We start from the raw sequence: 18,933 nt of genomic DNA, 5'->3' as shown, positions 1-18,933 counted from the left end.
ACAGAGCGTCTCTATCACTTGTATCAATGGGGCGATAATATATAAAATTTTCGGGAACGTTACCGCAAGGAAGCAATTTTGTTACTTCTATCACGTTCAATTGTGTTACTTACAGAAAAATCATTAACCAGCGCACATTTGAATGGTAATGAGAAACAGGCATTGAAATTCAGCCTTATTAACAGGTGGCATTGTGGCAGAGACGTTGGCTCAACGTCTTTTATAGATTGTCTTGTGGTTAGAGCGCACAAAAAACTTCATAGAATCAGTGAGAGCATTGGCTCCATGCATTTTAATATCTACAAAACTCATTTTTTGAACATAAATGAGTTTTGTAAAATCCAATAATCTTGCTCATGGTCACATCGGTTTCGAAAAGCCACTCATTACCAAAAAGTAATCAAGCTAATGTAGTCTAATGCATCTCAACGTTATTCTCTCTGGCGACTAGTAAGTATTTAATTTGATGTTGAAAATCTGCCTCAATTATCTCTTCTCGACCTTTGGACATAACGGTGTCGTAAACCATGTTTACATATTCATACGGCAGATATTTATCAAAAACATGAACTATATCGTCGTTAATTAAAATTTCACCGTAACAAGCTAAGTCTTCATCAAACGTATTTTGGTAACAAGATATTTTAGAACTATCCCATCCAGAGTAAAATTTGACACTCTTGACATCGTCATACATCGCAATGAATAACTTTTCGATTCCAAGCTTTCCTTCAGCCTCAAACCTCGACTCAAAGTTAACATAGCCGATAGCAATACCTTCATTAGAAGCTGAGTAATCTTTATTAACTCCGTAGTGGACTTGGTTTTCTCTAAGTTTAGAATTGCCAATAGCTTTCCAAGTTAGGCGGTTCCCATCAATATTTTCACCAAATGTAAGCTCTTCTTTGACCTCAATAATTTGGTTCGCCAATTGGTAAGTTAAAGGCAGGTCAAGATCTGGAACGTTAGTGGCAAGACTTAGACCTTTCCTGCTATGTTTTTCGTAAATTACCTGATGTTTTCTTGGCTCGGAGTGAGAGCTTACAACTATCCATCCGCTTTCTTCAGTAGATGGGTTAGTTGATTCGGAGTTACAGCCCAAAATAAGAAGAGTTGACGCGCTAAACAGTACAGTTTTTAAGTACATAGTGAGTATTCAAAGTTAATTATTTAGTGGCATTATCATTTAAAACAATATCATGGGCAATAAAATCATACTTTAATACCTCAATAGTTATTCTATTTCGAAGTTAATATTTTTGATTAGCTACATTGCTAGGTTAATAACAGAGAACGATGCCAGAATGAATTACGTGTTCTAACTCTATACTTAATCATACAAATCCGGCAGTGCGAAACGAATAAAGTGAACGTGTCAAAAGTCCGAATAGCGTTACCCAACAAAAACGCCCTTCACATAAGTAAAGGGCGTTTGTTATTTGAGATTTTGATTAGCGAGCTATAACACCAACCCACCATCAATCTTGAGCACTTGTCCGGTTATAAACGCACTTTTATCAGACGCTAGAAACGCAACGCCATTGGCAATGTCTTGCGCCGAGCCCATGCGTCCCAGAGGCGTTTTACTTTCCATCATTTGAATGACTTTTTCAGGCAAGCTCTTTGTCATGTCGGTAGCGATAAAACCTGGAGCAACACAGTTGACTCGGATTTGAGCGCCTTTTCTTGCGAACTCTTTCGCCCAGCCTTTGCTCATCGCTATCACGCCACCTTTACTCGCGCCATAATTACTTTGACCAATATTGCCATCCGTTCCCACGATAGACGAAATACTGACAATACTGCCTGCGCCTTGCTCTAGCATGACAGGTGCAACGCGCTGGGTGAGTAAAAACACCGCCTTTAGGTTCACGTCGATAACGCTGTCCCAGTCTTGCTCTAACATGTCTGGCAGCAGTGCATCTCTCGTTATCCCGGCGTTGTTGACCAGAACATCAATGCGTTGATGTTTCGCGACGATGCGGTCGACCACTTCACTTACCGCTGCGGCCTCACAGAGATTCACTTGATAGCTTGAAAGGTTTGGCGACTGACTCCACTCCACAGGCGAGATATCTAGCCCCACGACGTGAAATCCATCTTCGAGTAATTGTTCGCAAATGGCCTGCCCTATACCGCGAGCAGCCCCTGTAACGACGGCGACTTTTTCGTCTTTCATCTTGGTCTTCCTTAAATGTTGAGAGTACAAATTCGCTTGTATCCCTAGCGTTTTTTGTTTTTATGCCTAGTCGCGCTACAGCTGCGCTTCTCATACGCAGGGTCTTTTATATCTTATAAAAACTATAGAAACAGTCTGGGAGTCGGATGTGAACTAATCAAGGCAACTGATGACTATGGCAAGATCAACTTAAGAAAGTGTGTTGGAAGGAGCAAAGTTACACGATTGGAGGACTTGGATAGAAAAGTATTGATCTGATGACTCAAATACTACTTCATCAGACCAATATTACTTGTCTCTTAATCTCTTACAAAAGCTGGTTTTGTTATTTTCACCAGAAAAGGTTGAAGCAAAAGATTAAACAACATTCCAGTAATAAACAGGGTGATCACAATACTCGCACCACTTGGTAAGTCGTAGCGAGCCGATGCGGCAATACCCGATAAAATCCCAACAATACCGATGCTGATACTGGCGACAAAGAATCGAGTTCCCTTCAATGCTGCCGCACATAAAGCTGGAATCACCAACAAAGCAAATTCTAAATAAATGCCGGTTAACTTGACCGTAATGGGCATCAGGATAGCAAAGATCAGATAAAAACCACTACCGCGCATAAACGCAGGTTTTAACCAAACCAATAGCAACATCGCAGCGGTAATGAGTGCCAAAGGCCAAACGTCTGCCCAAGTCGCCCATAACAGTTGCCCATTAAGAATGCCTTGAATAAAGTCTCCGCCGTGTGGGTCTTTGCTCACCAGCAGGATCGCCAGCGATGCAGACACCACAAACAAGCTGCCAATCATGGGCTCTAAATGTTGCTGGTATCGTTTCTCCATTAAGGCAATCAAACCGCAAAGCTTCAAAGACATAACCCAAGGGCCAATCATTTCACCAAAGAATGAGCCTGAGAACAGCGCGTATTGGCTCAACCAGTAGTGGCTTAGTGCTGCCCCCAATGCCGCGACTTGCGCCACCGCCAAATCTATAAAGATGATCTGACGATTAAGAACTTGTTGCCCCAGAACGATGTTGCCAACTAACGCAATTAAGCCACACAAAACCGCAGGTAAAAGCCATGCATAATCTGCCATGACTTAGATCTTCACTGGAACGGGTGGCACTAACACATCCAGTAAATCATCAATGACCTGATCGTACATCTCATCCAAGCTTTCACCCTCAGAAACGGTCAATGGCAGTTGAATCACAGGTTTGTCAGTATGCTCCTGCAACCAGTTCGCTGGACGCTGATCCTGATGAGAGGAGTAAACAATCGCATCAAAACTGTCGGCATCTAACTTGGTAAGTGATTGCAGGTGAGATGTGGTCGGTGAAATGCCCGGTTTAGGTTCGAGATCGGCAATCTGCTTCATTCCGAGCCAATCGTACAAATAACGATACGTCGCGTGATAACCGACAACTTGCTTACCCTTTAAAGCCGCGCCTTTCTCATTCCATTCATTGAGTTTTTTTTGCCACTGCGCGCGAAACTTCATACCATTAACTTGGTAACTTTGTGCGTTGTCGGGATCAATCGCTTTTAAGCGCTCCGTTACTTTGCGAGATAATGGAATCATGTCATTTGCCGCAAATTGAACATGTGGGTTTCCGTGCGCATGGATATCCCCCATGCTGCGGTCAACATGATCATGAGAGTCCAACATACGCACGAAATCGGTCGCATAAATCATGCTTTGAGCACCATTTTGAACGGCACTATTGCCACTTCGATTTTGAAGCATCGGCAACCAACCTACCTCCAACTCAGCGCCAGAGCACATCGCCATGTCAGCTTGGCGCATCTTGGCAATCAAAGACGGACGAGCTTGAACATAATGCGGATCTTGCTTAGCCGTGGTTGCTGAGTAAATGGTGGCGTTTGGGGCATGACTTTCAAGAAAAGCTTTCCATTCAGGCTCACAAACGAAAATGTTGAGAGCCAAAGCAGGCGAAGAGATGATGGCAGATCCCGCCGCCATCATCACTAAACTGCATTTACTTATCGCAAGTTTAGAACGCATGTGCACCGTGCGCTCCAAATGTCATTACGTATTGCAGAGTAAACACGTTGTCTGTTTCGCAGTCTTGGTTATCAATGCGAGTGAATTGCGCACGGATCGTACCGAAATGAGAAGAATCCCATGCGATCATCGCATCCATCTCTTTATCATTCAGTGCTGTGAAATGCATGTGATCGCCGTGTGCGTGGCCATCATAGCTTTCTGCTTCGCCGTAACGTAGGCCTGTAGACCAGCTTGGGTTGAATCGGTAAACGCCCGAAACATAGTATGCGCTTAGGTTGTCTGGTGACTCTGCATTGTTCTTGTATTTGCTGTCTACTACACCGTCTAACAACATGTATTCCGCAGATAGCGTGAAGTTGCTGTACTTGTAGTTACCATCTGGTGCCCACTTCCACACAAAATCTGCGCCGTATAGGTTCGCACCCGTTACAGCCGCAGCGTGGCTGTGGTCATGTTCTTCTTCGTGACCATGGTCGTGATCTTCGAATTCTTTAACTTTGCCATTTTCGTTACGCAGGTAACTTAAACCAAACTGCCAACTTGAAGATTCAGAGAAATCATTACCAAGCTTCATCGTTGTCGTGTAAACACCAACTTTAGAGCCATCTTCAACAGAAGACATCTTGTTGCCGCTTAATGCTTCTACACCAAACTTCACGTAAAGATCGGTTGGAAGAACGATGTTTGCGCGTACACCGTCATCATAGTAATGCGAACCAAGGAAAGTACGGTAAGCAATTGGGCGTTCAACGAAACTGTCAGTATGCATGTGTTGATTGTTGAGGTAACCGAAGTCAGATAGGAATCGGCCTGCGCGCACGTTTACACCGTATGGCAATGCCAAAGTTTCGATGAATGCTTCTTCAAGCTCTAATTCTGTCTCATCGCCATGACTTTCAAGAACAGCGGTCAACGCACCGTGAAACTTATCGTCAATATTTGATGATAAGTTCAGTTCCGTATGGCCTAGGCCAAAGCCTTCTTCGCGCTCAGAATTATGACGTTGACCATCTTGGTAGTAGCCATCAACAACAACACCAATCTGTGGGTTCGATAATGTATCGGCAAAAACAGGGGACGCAAAAATGCTACCGATCGCGAGAGAAACCAATTTCTTATTCACTACTTCTTTCCTTTTGTTATGTTATAACATTTAATTTTGCGATGTTATAATATAACAATTATCATTACACAAGCAGAAATTTAACTCGGTTCCGACTGCTAGCTCGTATTCAATCCCTGATTTTGACTATCAACAAGTGAATCAATTGATGTTTTTTATACGTATACTATTGAGAGTCAATCATTAGATAAGTAACGGAATTTCAGTATGCTGAATATGGATTTCTCGAAAAGAATCGTGATAGAAACAGGTGAACAGGAGTGGATCGCCAGCCCTTCCAAAGGCGTGTGGCGTAAACCTTTGGAAAGAGAAGCCAAAGAATCAGGGCACACCACCAGCGTAGTGAAGTATGAGCCAAACTCGCACTTTTCGACTCATCCTCATCCTCACGGAGAAGAAATATTAGTGCTCGAAGGAGTGTTCTCTGACGAACATGGTGACTACCCTGCTGGAACCTACTTGCGTAACCCTCCTGGAAGTCAACATGCGCCCTATAGCAAAGAAGGCTGTGTGATTTTAGTTAAACTAAATCAATTCAATTCTGATGATCTTGAAACAGTTCGCATCAACACGAACGAAGCGAATTGGTTACCTGGCATCGGTGGGCTGACAGTCATGCCATTGCATGATTTTGAGCATGAACATGTCGCATTGGTTAAATGGCCGAAAGGCGAGAAGTTTCAAGCACACCGTCACTTTGGTGGTGAAGAAATTTTTGTGTTATCGGGGGAATTTAAAGACGAGCTAGGAATCTATCCTCCCTACTCTTGGATACGCAGTCCACATATGAGTGAGCACTTTCCTTTTGTAGAGCAAGAAACGGTCATTTGGGTAAAAACAGGCCACCTGCCACTCCAAGCTCCTGCTCAGCAATCCTAATGTTGGAATACTTGGCATCGTCCCTTGAAACTAAAATCGGCTCGTAGATTACGAGCCGATGATCATTGCGTCGCTAAGAGCCCATAATTCTCGAGTGGAGCCAATCTTTGAGCTCAGCTCGATTATGTTTTAACACGTTCATTTCGTGATCATCAATCGGGCTTCCTTGCAGTTCTAGTACGCGGATTTCCTTATCTAAAGCATTGTAGTTTTTAACGGTTTCAGCAAATGATGCATCGTTTTCGGCAAGCTGAGTAATGGTATCCAAATGTTCTGGGAATTCATGAGTTAATGAGTGATTTTCACCTAACATAGAGACCTCTTGGCTAGAGTTATTGATGTATATCTCCGCTCATTTTTTGAGCGACACATTCTTAACCATAGCACTTCATTGAGCACAATATCGTCGATTTGAGCACACTTTTACTGAACGTCTTAATGATGGTTCGTCACTGTTTTCGACCCGGTAACTCCGCTCGTTGTTATTCTGTATTTTGTCAATAATAAGCTACATTTAATACACTTCTCATAAAAAGGTACATCTAATGAACAGCATGAAAATTGGCCTAATCAGTGCATCAATAGCCGTTGCACTTATTGGCTGTAATTCAGACAGTGACTCTGTCAGTACAATGACTCCTGTTACTTTGTCCGTATCAGATGCCCCTATTGATGACGTATCAGAAGTGGTGATCACATATAACAAAGTTGCATTTCTTCCTCTGGATGGTGGCACACCACAAGTATTCGATGTGTATAAAACAGACGAAGAAGGCAATTTGGTCGACGAAGATGGTAACCCCCTTCCCGAAGGTGAAGATCCACTCCCACTAAGTGTTAACTTACTCAATTTCCAAGGCAGTGACGCGCAGGAATTGGTGGATGATGAACTGATACCAACTGGTAATTATAAACTCTGCGTGTTTGCTAATGATGGCGATCATCCAAACTACCCATCGTATGTGATGGACGAAGCGACAGGAAATCAAATCCCACTGACCGTCAAAGGTGATGGTGCTTGCCCACAAGGTGTCGGAAAGGATCCTGATTCTGGGGTACTGTTCTTTAACAACACCTTTGCAGTCAACCCTGACAATAATGAGTTCGTAGTTGAATTTGATCTGCGCCGTGGCTTAAAAGACGGAACAGGCCAAAATGAAGGCTACAGCATTCAACGCACCTCCGTCACTTTAATTAACACGGTTACAACGGGGGAGATTCAGGGTGATGTCGCAACATTGACCTATCAAAGCTGCGAAACGGATACCTCAAGTGCAAACGGATATGCGCACGCGGTCTACTTATATCAAGGAAATATCGCTGAAGAAAACATGGGGCCATTTGCCGGCGCAGAAGGCCAAGCAATGCCAATCGCAGCAGCGAACGTGGTTCAAGATGTTGATGATGCAAATTACGAGTACGAATTCGGTTTTGTAGAACCTGGTACTTACTCGGTCGGTTATACCTGTACGGCAAATGACGATTCTGAAGAAGGTATTGTCGCTGGCGAAACTTTCAGCATTTATCAATCAACTAGCGGACTTAACGTATCCGTTGGTACTAATACAGACGCAAACTTTTAAGATCCCCTAGAAATGGCAGAGTCAGCACAAGCTCTGCCTTTTCTTCATGGCGTTCTTGGTCAGCTCTTTGCTCACCACAAATCGACTCACACGATAATACGTTCGTTTTCATCCTTAGAAGAAGCTAATGGGTAGATAGAAATCCAGCTCAAACGCCTCACCATGGCTGAGAAAGTGATTTTTATGATAATGGACATAAGCGGGCGTAGAACGCTGTTTAAAGCCAGAGTTAGGCAACCACTTCTCTAATACCATACTCAGTTGAGGAAGAAGCTCACCATATACGCCCGTTAAGCGAAAGACGGCATGTAAACCGCCTGGGATGGTCATTTGATTCACGACGCCACGCACTTTGAGCGGCGTATCAATCTCCATACAAGCCACATAGCGACACTTGTCGAGTTCTACCCAAGCAGGGTTGGAGTGATGCAAGCCGTATTGAACCGAAAAGTCCCGATTCTCAGAACTTGCCCACGCTTCCAAAATCAGCCACGCATTGCGAATGGAACGGTTATAGCCCTCATGTCGAACATACGCCGCAAAGCGTTGTGGAACCTCCATAATTTTAGGTTCTGGCAACTCGCGTTTAGCAACACGATGATAACCCGCAGCCACTTCCGGATCCTTCAAATACGGTTTTTCTGCGACTTGTAAATCATGCTTTCGCCACGCACCAGGTGACATAGCGAACGTCGCTTTAAACGCTCGGCTAAAAGAAGATACCGAGCTAAAACCGCACTTGTTAGCAATGTCTAACACCGACGAGCTGGTATCAAACATCAGTTGATTGGCGGCGTATTCCATTCTTGTGCGGCGGATATATTGATGGACAGACTCCCCTACCACATCTTTAAAAATACGATGGAAGTGTTGCTCAGAATAGGCTGCTACATCTGCTAGCTCTTTAGCTGATAAATCTCTGCTAATGTCCTGATGAATGTAAAACAGCACGTCATTGATTCTGGAAACTTGTTGATGGCTCACGGAGTAAACTTTTGCTTAAATAGCATAAATGGACACGTTTAACAGCATAAATGGACACACTAAGCTTGGCAATTTACCTATACTATTTCTGACATAAAAAAAGATAATTACGAGAAGCACAGCACATGGAAATCGCACAGTCATTACAACAAACTAAGTCATCCTATATTCGAGAGATCCTCGCAGCAGCGAGCGATAAGAACGTCATTTCTCTTGCGGGTGGCTTACCGGACGAAAAAACCTTCCCGATCGACTTAATGAAACCGACGCTCGAAAACCTCGCGAACATGCCAGAGGTATTTCAATATGGCGCAACAGCAGGCTACGCACCGCTACTTAACTTTTTGACCGATTATTATCAGTTACCAGAATCTCATTTGGCGATGATCACAACGGGTTCTCAGCAAGGGCTAGATTTGATTGCGCGTGCGTACGTGAATCCGGGCGATAAAGTGGTGATGGAAGCGCCAAGCTACCTTGGAGCCATGCAGGTATTTGGTTTAGTGCAAGCCAATATCGTGACCGTTTCGCAAACAGAATGTGGCCCAAACCTTGAAGAACTCGAGCAATGCTTTGCCACGCAGCAACCAAAAATGTTCTACGCCGTACCCGATTTTCACAACCCAACGGGCGTATGCTGGGCGCTAGAGACTCGCCAAAAAGTTGCCGAGCTTTGTATCCAATACGACGTTGCATTCATTGAAGACGCACCATACCGCGAGCTGCGTTTTTCTGGTGAAGCGCTGCCACTGGTTTCGGATTTCTGCCCGCAGCACTCCATCGTATTGCGTTCATTCTCCAAAATCGCCTCACCAGGCTTGCGTATTGGTGTGGTAACGGGCAAACGCAGTTACCTTGAGCCACTCATCAAAATCAAACAAGGTGCCGATCTGCACTCTAGTATTCCTATGCAAGCTTTGCTGCATGGTCTACTGCAACATGACAACTTCGAAACGCACATTTCAACCATCTGTGCGCTTTACAAATCGCGTTACGATGTCATGTTTACTGAGCTGCAAAAACAGCTGCCAGAAAGTTGCGTACTCAAACCTGTCGATGGTGGCATGTTTGTATGGGTCGAAATTCCAGAATGCGACACCTTCGAACTTGCGAAGACTCTTCTCGCAAACTGGGTTGCTGTGGTGCCTAGCCCGGTATTTTATCCGGAAGGTTCAAAGGTAAAAGCCGCTCTGCGTCTTAACTTTACCAATGCCACACCAGAAGAACTGACGACTGCTGTCACTCGACTTGCGGATGTACTCAACGCTTTGTAATTAAGCGCATGCGTTAGAATTTGCCTTTGAGATTCGAAAAAGTCTCAAAGGCAGCATCAAAAAAGTTCCCCAAAAAATTTTATATTTTTCTCTCAAATCAACTCTCTACAGTAAGTGCCTGTTTTCTCTTGATCCTCTCACTCATATAAAAATGAGAACCTAATCACGTATTTGATGGTTAGAAAAGTTACGTCTATCTTTCAAACAAAAGACATCAACTTCGCAGCATTAATGTTCTCAATTTCAGACACTTTACTCAGTCGTGGCTTAGCGATTGAGTAAACGACTAGAAAGCATCTGCGGGCATACCCACTACGAAGGATTGACCAGAACCATTCTGAATGTCGCGAGCCAGTCTTTTGATTGGCAATTACGTCAGTGAATCGCACCAAATGACAGAGGGGTTATCAGGATGAACACTCGAACCACGACAGGACTCGTCGCCACTGGCTGGTCCGTTATCTTTTCACTTTTTACCGCATTCGCCGCGTATGCGAATACGTCTCCAAACTGTAGTGATGTTTTAGCGGGCAACACAACTGCCGTATCGCAAAAAATGATGGTTTTACTGGGCGAAGACATCACTAAATCCAACCGCATCACCACGGTGATTCCGGCCGAAAACAATCCATTTGTAACCGAAGAATTGGTCTCGGTTTCCAATGACGTATCGCCCAATGGACGTTTGCCACAAAAGACATTGGAAGAGATCCGAAAAGTACGCTCAGATTTAGAAAAAGCCGCACAGGAAGTAAGCCGATTACAAGGTACTTTTGAAGTCGCATTTGTTAGCTTGATTGATGGTTACTGCCAGTTCTCGAACCACGAACTTACTCAGCATGCCAAAATCGACTTTGACCATTTGGAAGGTCTCACGTTGTATTCAATCCCCGCTTTGTTAGCAATGGTGGATCAATCTTACGCCATGGCAGAAAATAGAATTGCTAGCGAGCAGGAACAGTTAAGCAACATCGAGAAAGAACAACAGAGACAGAAACAGCAAGCCAGTGCTGCCGCAGCAGCACGTTACCAAGACGGTAACGTGTTGGTGAAAGTCGAGAATTTTGATGGCTCTAATGTGACGTTTTCCGTCACTAACGTCGGTTCACAAGGTTCATTACAGCCAAACTTCAACACGTTTAATGCCTATCGCACCGAAAGCGGAGAGCTAGTGTATAAATCGGAGTCTTTGTTGAACTTAGCAGATACTGCGGGTAACACGCTTGAAACCATGGGGATCGCAGAGCTATCATCACGAGGGGGAGACAACTTGTCAATCTCTCCGGGTGAAACCCGAAAATTCGTCACTAGTATCGCTTCAGAAGTCGCACCACACGCACAGTTAAGCTTGGAGTTCCCAGCCAAAGTATTAAATACCGAACAAGACTTCACGCTGTCGTTTTCTGACACGACGGCTGTGGCTACAGCGAATGTAAATTAGCTGAAAAGTGCTCATCACAACGCGCACAGACGTAAACTTGTTGTTTGGCAGCAAGAGCAAAGACAGGCACATTTCGCCTGTCTTTGCTTTCGGAAAAGTAAAATTATGGCTGTTTGCACTTATAAGCATTGGCAAACATGGTAACCGATGTGGAGAAGTCCAACGGCTCATATAAATACAATGTATCTGCGCCCAAATCTGCCGCTTTGATGCGCATTTGGTTTAACGTACCCCAAACCATGTCTTTATCTGCGTGCAGCCAATAATCATAAAAGTGCCCTTCCGAGCCAATTACCGTTCCCATTAGCTCACAGTTTTCAATCGCATTCACGTTGTCCCAAAGCACTTGGACTTGCTCAGATTCTTGGGTCGGGAACGTCACACATCCCGTCAATGATGCCGCTAACGCAAGACACATCACTCGCTTTTTCATAGTCATATCGCCTAAAAATTATTTAGATGGCGGATTTTATGAATTGCTTATGTGATGACCAACAAAATATTTCTATCGCCCCTTTAAATAGAAATAATGGAAGCGAAGAAAACTCTAAAGGCAGCGTATACCGCTAGTAATCACATGGCATCTAAGATAAAACAGTAGCGATAATATACGGATGAGGAATAGAGTTTGGTTTCTAAAAACAAGCTAATTCGCTATACGGCTACGGAAGTCGCTGATGCATTTGAAAAAGAAGATGAGCTCATTAAACAAGTTCAGTCCAACCAACTCTCGCAAGTGCTATTACTTTGGCAAGTAAAAAGCCCGACGCTCGTGCTTCCCGCAGGTAAAAAGTGGCCTATTTCTAACGAGTTAGAACATGCGTTAAATGCGTCTGGCTGGAAACTCTTTTCCCGTAAAACTGGTGGTGCCCCCGTCCCTCAAGTACCAGGTATTATTAATCTATCCCACATCTATCACTGGCCAGACGGTGAGCCTTACGACATCAAGAAAGCGTATCTCGATTTATGTGCGATATTAACGGTTTTCTTTAAACAGCTCGGCGTGAAAGTGGATGTTCATGCTACGCCTTATTCCTACTGCGATGGCGAGTACAACCTCAACATTGGCGGGCAAAAAGTCGTGGGAACCGCGCAGCGTGTTTTACTTAAAAAAGGCGGCGGACAAGTGGTATTGTCACAAGCATGCATTCTGATTGATACCGACGTCGAGAAGATTGTCGAACCAGTACGAATGTGTAATCAGCTTTGTGGTCACAGCGATGATATTCGTGGCGATGTTCACACACCGCTCTTCAATCATATATCCGACCGCCCCTCGATAGATTCACTCTTTCAGCAACTGACTAGCGCGTTTTTAATGCATGCTAAAGGCGACTAAAGCCGCGTTAACAACCAAAAAAGAAAAGGAGCTTTCGCTCCTTTCCTACTCAATCAACCGACGTTAAAAGCGAACTTCCACTTCGACCCCTTCAATCCATCGACTTTTTTCCAACGGCTCATCAAAGCTCAGTGTGACTTTTAAATAGGCAGGCTGCCCTTCAAATGGGCTTTGAAGTTCTGAAGGCAATTTGTTCACAACCTCAACCGGCTTCGATACCGTCGCTCTAAACTTTCGACCATCAGGAAATACGACTTTTGCTTTGGTTTCCATATTACTGTATTCGAGGTATTTAGGATTTAGAAAAGCCGTAATTTCAGGTGTCACGTTGCGAGCAATCGTGAGCAATGGCGTATTTTCCGATACATTTTGCCCCTCATGCACATGAATATCGAGTACACGACCGTTCATAGGAGAACGGAAGGTGAGATCTTCTTGTTGAGCACGCTTTACTACCAGCTCACGCATTAAAGAACGATACTCTTGTGTCACTGGACCAGCCAACTCTAACTCTTCCAAGTTACGCATCGCATCCACATAAGCAATTTTCTGACTGCTTAACTGATTGCTCAGTGAGTTATTCACACTCACAATAGCCGCGTAATCCACCTCAGACACTTGCCCTTTCTTTCTGTAAAGGTCGTATTTTTTCTGAATATCACGGACCTTCTTCAAGCCTTCGGCTGAGCTCTCAATAGCACTTTTGTATAGCTCATCAGTACTTTGCACCTGATTTTTAGACAGTTTCACCAGCTCATCTTTAATGAAATCAATCTCTTTATTCAACGCATTATCTTTTAACAACAGCAGCGCTTGATCCTGAGTCACTTCCGTACCGACATTCACAGGCACTGGCCCAACAATGGCAGAGCGAGTTGCCGTCACCGTAAGTGGATGTGACGTGATAATGGCAGGCGCCGTCACTAACACTTGCGTTTTAAACAAGTAATAAGCCATAAACAAAAGCGGACTGATTACAATCGCTAAAATCAAGTACCAACGGAGACGATAACCGCCACGCTTTGCCTGTCCGTAGACGACTTTCATCCCGTTCTCAGACTGCGGTTTGTTTTTCTTATCTAAGTGAAAGTTAACTTTCATACTAAAACTTTTTACCTCGCTTCAATACCCACCAAGGTGCCATACTCGACTCTTCATGACTTCTCCTCACAACCTCATTAACCATTGAGAAAGCGGTAATCAAACGCATGAAAAACTGGTAGACAGGGTAAAGAAATAACCATTTCGCTGACTTCAAATCCTCTTTTTTTCTCTCTGATACAAGCCCAATGTAGACAACAAAAATCAGAGCAGATAAGAAGAGGTAGACAAAATAGAGCATTAGCATCAACGCCAATACAAATTTAAGTGGATAGACAATCACCATGTACACGCTAAATATCACCACAAGCAGCGGCAATAAAACGTTTTGAATCACGCCATAAGCCAAAGTGAATAAAAAGTTCCCCCAACCAAGTAGCCGTGGAGACAACCCTTCATTGTGTTTACGCAAAAACAAAAACAATAAATCGCCATCCCAACGTAACCGCTGCAATACCAAGCCTTTCAACGTATCTGGTACATCAGTATGGCCGATGGAGTGCGTCGAAAAGGCCAATTTATTATCAGGGTAACGACGTTTGTATTGCTTCAAGCGCATGGTTAAGTCGAGATCTTCTGCGGTATGCGTATCCCAGCCCCCCACTTGCTTAAGCAGGTTCTTCCGAAACGCTCCGAATGCGCCAGAAATGTTATTGAGCACTCCCCATGTCGCCATCCCCGTTTTACCGGCTTGCATCGACAGCATGTACTCCAAGGATTGCATTTTGGTCAACAAGTTGGCGTTATGGTTGCGAACTCTTAACGCACCACCGCTCGCAATCACATTTTTATCCGCAAACTGTTTCATCATGGTGAAGACCATGTCGTTATCGAATGATGTATCTCCATCCACGTTAATGACGATTTCACCACTAGCCATTGATAAGCCGGCATTCAGTGTAGATACCCGACCTCCTCGTTGCCATTTTGGCAACACGCGCACTTTACGATTACGAACGCCTGCATGCCTTTTCTCACCATTTAACGCGGCTTGATAGGTATCTTGGTTTTGTACCGCCCCATCAACCACAGCAAGTACTTCGATATGACCTGGGTAAACTTGCTCAACTAACGTATCGATAGTGATCCCAATCGCGTCACCTTCACCATAACAAGTAATAACGAAACTCACTGAAGGGAACCGCTTTAATTCTGGGTCTTCTTGCGCATATGACCAACGAAATATCCCTGTTAGCACCAGCAAATATAGAGGTAGCTCGATAATGATCATGACGGGAAACAGCAATAGCCATAACTCTTCATTGTGAAGTAGCATGCCTCGAAGATAGTCGAGCAGAACGAGACTATCTTGCAGCATAAATCTCACCCATCAGCGATTCCATCCAAACAGAAACACCGTCTTCAATGATCGGGTCGGGCAGGTCCCAAGCAAAGACATCCAACTCAAACTCTTCGTCTTCAACAAGCTCACCCAGATCCGATAATTTTTGCTGTAAAATGGACAGACTCGCGTTGGTCGTATTTGGCATTAGGACAAACAACACATCCTGTTTGTACTGACAACAGATATCGGTATCTCTAAACAAGCCGCTAAGACGACGCGTCAGTTGATCCATCAATGAGAATAATTTTGCATCGCCATATTGCTTACCGTATTCATCGATCGTCGGTAAATGCAGTCCAAGTAGAAGGTGCTGTTCTTTGTGTCTCAGCGCGACTTTATTTAACCATGCAAGCAAATTTTGGAAAAAGCTGACTTCCACTTTGCCTTTGATCGAGAGCTCAGGAGCTTGAATGGACTTGCCGTGTTGGAAAATGTATTCACCCACTTCACCAAGTCGATATTGGTAAATTTTCCGGACAACAAGCTCTTCGACTTTGATCTTTGAGTCACAACTTAAACATTGACTGATCGTCGCCGCTTCAACAAATAAACTGGAGCAACTATTACAAACGTGGTTTTCAAGCGGGCGATCATAATCAACGCCGATATGGCGCAGCTGGGTCAAACATTTAGGGCACTCAAGCTTTCCACGGCGCTGAAAGCTGTGTTGTTCACCAACATGGCCACAAGTGAAACAGTGCAAAGAGCTTTGAGAGTCGATATCGATGCTGCTGCAATCCGGGCACACCTCTACATAATTCAAGTGTCCGCTGTTGCAATGAGAACAAACACGAATTCTATCGATCAGTACTTCCGCTTCTAATACTCCGCGACCTTGCTCTGAGAGCACGTATCGATAAGTCGAATAAATATCAGGAAACAACATATCGATGATTGGGTACGAATAAACCGACATAGACTCTAAACTTTTTAAAGCAGTCACTCTTCGCTGACGATTGACCCCAAGCCAACCAATCAAAGGATCTAACACTTCCGGTTCATCAATGGCATCGAGCTTGCTCTGAATGGATCGCCAAATTTTTATTGATTCTCTAACTTCAAATACACCGTCGGTAACGCATCGAGAATAAGGGGTTTCCACGGTGACATAAACCGCCCAAGACCAACGCCCTTTCTCCTGATAAAACGCTTTCAGCGCGGTATCTATTTGGTGTGGATCTTGATAAGCAATACACACCATGCCACCGAGTCCCGTTGCCACCTCATCAATATGATTAACCAAAACCATATCTTCAGCTAACTCACTGACAGGCTGTTCACCAACCCAGTAGAAATTGTTATTTATTGACGACATTTTATTAGTTCTCACAACCACAAAATTAATTCATAACATCAGAAATATAGAACTTGCAGTAACAAAGCACTCTAGGTAGACAAGCCTTGCCACCGTTAAATACAACAATAGAACAAATATTTAGAGAGCTTTAACTCAGGCAGTAAAAGCAGAAAGATCTCTGAATAAAGTGTGAAGGAGGCCGTGAGTAGAGAAATCGGATAGCAAAGCGCATAGTACAACCTTTTGTTAGCAAGCTGGGATAATAGTGCGATTTGATGCAGAATGAGATCCTTGCATTCACATCAAGCTCATTGTTTTATATCAGTCGATTCCTTTCTGCTCAGCATTTAACCATACCGACATGTGTCAAATCTGAGACTTGGTAATACTTTACTAACTAATTTCCATTAAAATTGAGTGGCAAAACACTGAATAACATTCAATCATTCTGATTATTTATCAAACAAGTATTTTTAAGCCATTTGAGTAATTAATAATCACCATTTGTCTCACTGTTTTTTCCGAAAGAACACGTAACACATTCAAACTACAGAATGAATCTACGTCACTTTTCTATGCTCTTTTTTGTTCAAAAAAGAAATGAGATCCAGTTCAAATATTTATCCATAACAGAATTAGTTGAAGCCAGCGCGTAAAAGCCTCAGAATGTCGCACTTTTCGTACCGATTTGTTTTCGGCGCGTTGTTATCTAACTCTACAATTGAGAATCATACATATGGGTTTTACCTCTTTAGGTCTATCTGCTCCAATCCTTAAAGCTATTCAAGAAAAAGGCTACGACACCCCTTCGCCAATTCAGGCAAAAGCAATTCCTGCTATTTTGGAAGGGAAAGACGTAATGGCAGCAGCGCAGACTGGTACAGGTAAAACTGCAGGCTTTACGCTACCGATTCTTGAGCGTTTATCGAACGGCCCTCGTGTTCGTGCTAACCAAGTTCGTGCACTTATCCTTACACCAACGCGTGAGCTTGCAGCTCAGGTGCAAGAAAACGTGTTTATGTACAGCCGTCACCTTCCACTAAGCAGTGCGGTTGTTTTTGGTGGTGTAAAAATCAACCCGCAAATGCTGCGTCTTCGCAAAGGTGCGGATGTGCTGGTAGCAACACCAGGCCGCCTGATGGATTTGTACAACCAAAATGCGGTCAAATTCGACCAACTAGAAGTTCTGGTACTGGACGAAGCAGACCGCATGCTGGATATGGGCTTTATCCGTGACATTCGTAAGATCCTAGCACTACTACCAAAACAACGTCAGAACCTACTGTTCTCAGCGACTTTCTCGGATGAAATCCGCGACCTTGCGAAAGGCTTGGTGAACAACCCGGTTGAGATTTCCGTTAACCCGGCAAACTCGACAGCGAGAACGGTTGAGCAAAGCATCTACCCAGCAGACGTGAAGAAGAAAGCACCGATGTTGGTTAAATTGATCAAAGACGGCGATTGGAAGCAAGTGCTGGTGTTTACGAAAACGAAACACGGCGCAAACCGTCTGGCGAAGTTCCTGATCGAACAAAACCTACCGGCTGCTGCCATCCACGGCAACAAGAGCCAAGGCGCGCGTACCAAAGCACTGGCGGATTTTAAATCGGGTGAAATTCGTGTGTTGGTCGCGACGGACATTGCTGCGCGCGGTATCGATATTCCTCAATTACCACAAGTGGTGAACTTTGAGCTACCTAAAGTGGCAGAAGACTACGTTCACCGTATTGGTCGTACTGGCCGCGCGGGCGAAGTAGGTAAAGCGATTTCACTTGTATGTGCGCTAGAAGCATCTGAGTTGTTTGCGATTGAACGTTTGATTCAAGAAGTGCTACCACGTAAAGAGTTGGAAGGTTTTGCGCCAACCAATGTAGTGCCAGAATCTAAACTGGATACTCGCCCAATCAAACCGAAAAAACCTAAGAAGCCGAAAAAACCAAAAGCACCAAATGGTGCAAGTGAAAACGCCCCAGTAACCGAAAAGAAAGCAGGCAATGGTGCAAACAAACCTAAACGTCGCTTCAACGGTGGTAACAACGGCAACAAAAACAGCACCAATCAAGGTGGTGCGGGCAAGCCTAAAGGCAACCGTGAAGGCCAAGGTCGTACAAACAGTAAACCAGATGACCGTAAACCTAACGGCAACAAGCCAAATAGCAATAAACCGAATGGAAATAAACCAAACGGTAATAAGAGTGGCAACGCTGGTAAACCGTCTACTAACCGCAAGCCAAACAATGCTAAGTCTGCAGGAAACAAACCATCAGGTCAGCGCCGTAAGCCTCGTCCGCAAACTGCAAACTAACCTGTAAACGGCCTCCGATAGCAAATACAACAAAGCCGCTGATAATCTCAGCGGCT

At 44.2% G+C, this 18,933-nt stretch carries 17 protein-coding genes; 6 read left to right on the top strand and 11 right to left on the bottom strand.

Annotated elements, in window-relative coordinates:
* Positions 1 to 415: 415 nt before the first annotated feature.
* From ACWYVB_RS08750 to ACWYVB_RS08730, 5 genes are all read right to left on the bottom strand, one after another.
* A complete protein-coding gene (locus ACWYVB_RS08750; RefSeq protein WP_317411033.1) occupies positions 416 to 1,147 on the bottom strand; it encodes a hypothetical protein in 732 nt (243 codons plus the stop codon).
* Between the two features lie 312 nt (positions 1,148 to 1,459).
* Entirely contained in the window at positions 1,460 to 2,179 is a 720-nt protein-coding gene (locus ACWYVB_RS08745) for a beta-ketoacyl-ACP reductase (protein WP_005392780.1), read from the bottom strand.
* Between the two features lie 299 nt (positions 2,180 to 2,478).
* The gene (locus ACWYVB_RS08740; protein ID WP_317411034.1) at positions 2,479 to 3,273 is read right to left on the bottom strand and encodes a metal ABC transporter permease; all 795 of its coding nucleotides are present in this window, start codon (positions 3,271 to 3,273) and stop codon (positions 2,479 to 2,481) included.
* Positions 3,274 to 3,276: 3 nt separating this feature from the next.
* Positions 3,277 to 4,203, bottom strand: a complete 927-nt coding sequence (locus tag ACWYVB_RS08735; protein ID WP_114323398.1) for a metal ABC transporter solute-binding protein, Zn/Mn family — start codon at positions 4,201 to 4,203, stop codon at positions 3,277 to 3,279.
* Complete coding sequence (locus ACWYVB_RS08730; protein WP_457528740.1) at positions 4,193 to 5,329, bottom strand: hypothetical protein; 1,137 nt, start codon at positions 5,327 to 5,329, stop codon at positions 4,193 to 4,195. Before ACWYVB_RS08730 ends, ACWYVB_RS08735 begins: the two co-directional genes overlap by 11 nt.
* 207 nt (positions 5,330 to 5,536) lie before the next feature.
* On the opposite strand from ACWYVB_RS08730, the gene ACWYVB_RS08725 reads away from it, so the two are divergent.
* Positions 5,537 to 6,208 carry a cupin domain-containing protein gene (locus ACWYVB_RS08725; RefSeq protein ID WP_457528738.1) on the top strand — a complete coding sequence of 224 codons (672 nt, stop codon included), beginning with the start codon at positions 5,537 to 5,539 and terminating at the stop codon, positions 6,206 to 6,208.
* A gap of 73 nt (positions 6,209 to 6,281) precedes the next feature.
* On the opposite strand, the gene ACWYVB_RS08720 is transcribed toward ACWYVB_RS08725, so the two are convergent.
* On the bottom strand, positions 6,282 to 6,521 hold the full coding sequence (locus ACWYVB_RS08720) for a YdcH family protein (protein WP_005392770.1): 240 nt from the start codon (positions 6,519 to 6,521) through the stop codon (positions 6,282 to 6,284).
* A gap of 232 nt (positions 6,522 to 6,753) precedes the next feature.
* On the opposite strand from ACWYVB_RS08720, the gene ACWYVB_RS08715 reads away from it, so the two are divergent.
* A complete protein-coding gene (locus tag ACWYVB_RS08715) occupies positions 6,754 to 7,791 on the top strand; it encodes a DUF4382 domain-containing protein (protein WP_317411037.1) in 1,038 nt (345 codons plus the stop codon).
* Positions 7,792 to 7,905: 114 nt separating this feature from the next.
* Here ACWYVB_RS08715 and ACWYVB_RS08710 read toward each other — a convergent pair whose 3' ends face one another.
* On the bottom strand, positions 7,906 to 8,775 hold the full coding sequence (locus ACWYVB_RS08710) for an AraC family transcriptional regulator (protein ID WP_317411039.1): 870 nt from the start codon (positions 8,773 to 8,775) through the stop codon (positions 7,906 to 7,908).
* Positions 8,776 to 8,900: 125 nt separating this feature from the next.
* On the opposite strand from ACWYVB_RS08710, the gene ACWYVB_RS08705 reads away from it, so the two are divergent.
* The gene (locus tag ACWYVB_RS08705) at positions 8,901 to 10,049 is read left to right on the top strand and encodes an aminotransferase-like domain-containing protein (protein ID WP_182018749.1); all 1,149 of its coding nucleotides are present in this window, start codon (positions 8,901 to 8,903) and stop codon (positions 10,047 to 10,049) included.
* 412 nt (positions 10,050 to 10,461) lie between these two features.
* Positions 10,462 to 11,490: a hypothetical protein gene (locus tag ACWYVB_RS08700; protein ID WP_258621239.1), complete on the top strand. Its 1,029-nt coding sequence runs from the start codon at positions 10,462 to 10,464 to the stop codon at positions 11,488 to 11,490.
* A gap of 103 nt (positions 11,491 to 11,593) precedes the next feature.
* Here the strand turns inward: ACWYVB_RS08700 and ACWYVB_RS08695 are convergent, their stop codons facing one another.
* Complete coding sequence (locus tag ACWYVB_RS08695) at positions 11,594 to 11,923, bottom strand: DUF4156 domain-containing protein (RefSeq protein WP_005392758.1); 330 nt, start codon at positions 11,921 to 11,923, stop codon at positions 11,594 to 11,596.
* Positions 11,924 to 12,118: 195 nt separating this feature from the next.
* On the opposite strand from ACWYVB_RS08695, the gene ACWYVB_RS08690 reads away from it, so the two are divergent.
* Positions 12,119 to 12,829 carry a lipoate--protein ligase family protein gene (locus ACWYVB_RS08690; RefSeq protein ID WP_243328027.1) on the top strand — a complete coding sequence of 237 codons (711 nt, stop codon included), beginning with the start codon at positions 12,119 to 12,121 and terminating at the stop codon, positions 12,827 to 12,829.
* Positions 12,830 to 12,892: 63 nt separating this feature from the next.
* Here ACWYVB_RS08690 and ACWYVB_RS08685 read toward each other — a convergent pair whose 3' ends face one another.
* From ACWYVB_RS08685 to ACWYVB_RS08675, 3 genes are read right to left on the bottom strand one after another with little or no spacing between them, the layout of a single operon-like run.
* Entirely contained in the window at positions 12,893 to 13,930 is a 1,038-nt protein-coding gene (locus ACWYVB_RS08685; RefSeq protein ID WP_457528734.1) for an HlyD family secretion protein, read from the bottom strand.
* A gap of 1 nt (position 13,931) precedes the next feature.
* Complete coding sequence (locus tag ACWYVB_RS08680) at positions 13,932 to 15,248, bottom strand: glycosyltransferase family 2 protein (RefSeq protein ID WP_047008068.1); 1,317 nt, start codon at positions 15,246 to 15,248, stop codon at positions 13,932 to 13,934.
* Positions 15,235 to 16,590: a TackOD1 domain-containing metal-binding protein gene (locus ACWYVB_RS08675; protein ID WP_457528732.1), complete on the bottom strand. Its 1,356-nt coding sequence runs from the start codon at positions 16,588 to 16,590 to the stop codon at positions 15,235 to 15,237. Before ACWYVB_RS08675 ends, ACWYVB_RS08680 begins: the two co-directional genes overlap by 14 nt.
* Before the next feature lie 718 nt (positions 16,591 to 17,308).
* On the opposite strand from ACWYVB_RS08675, the gene ACWYVB_RS08670 reads away from it, so the two are divergent.
* Positions 17,309 to 18,877 carry a DEAD/DEAH box helicase gene (locus ACWYVB_RS08670; protein ID WP_457528730.1) on the top strand — a complete coding sequence of 523 codons (1,569 nt, stop codon included), beginning with the start codon at positions 17,309 to 17,311 and terminating at the stop codon, positions 18,875 to 18,877.
* Positions 18,878 to 18,933 lie beyond the last annotated feature (56 nt).

The sequence above is a fragment of the Vibrio sp. JZG10 genome, from assembly GCF_054064075.1.
The sequence above is the reverse complement of the archived record's forward strand: the minus strand, read 5'-3'. Positions and strand labels throughout refer to the sequence as shown.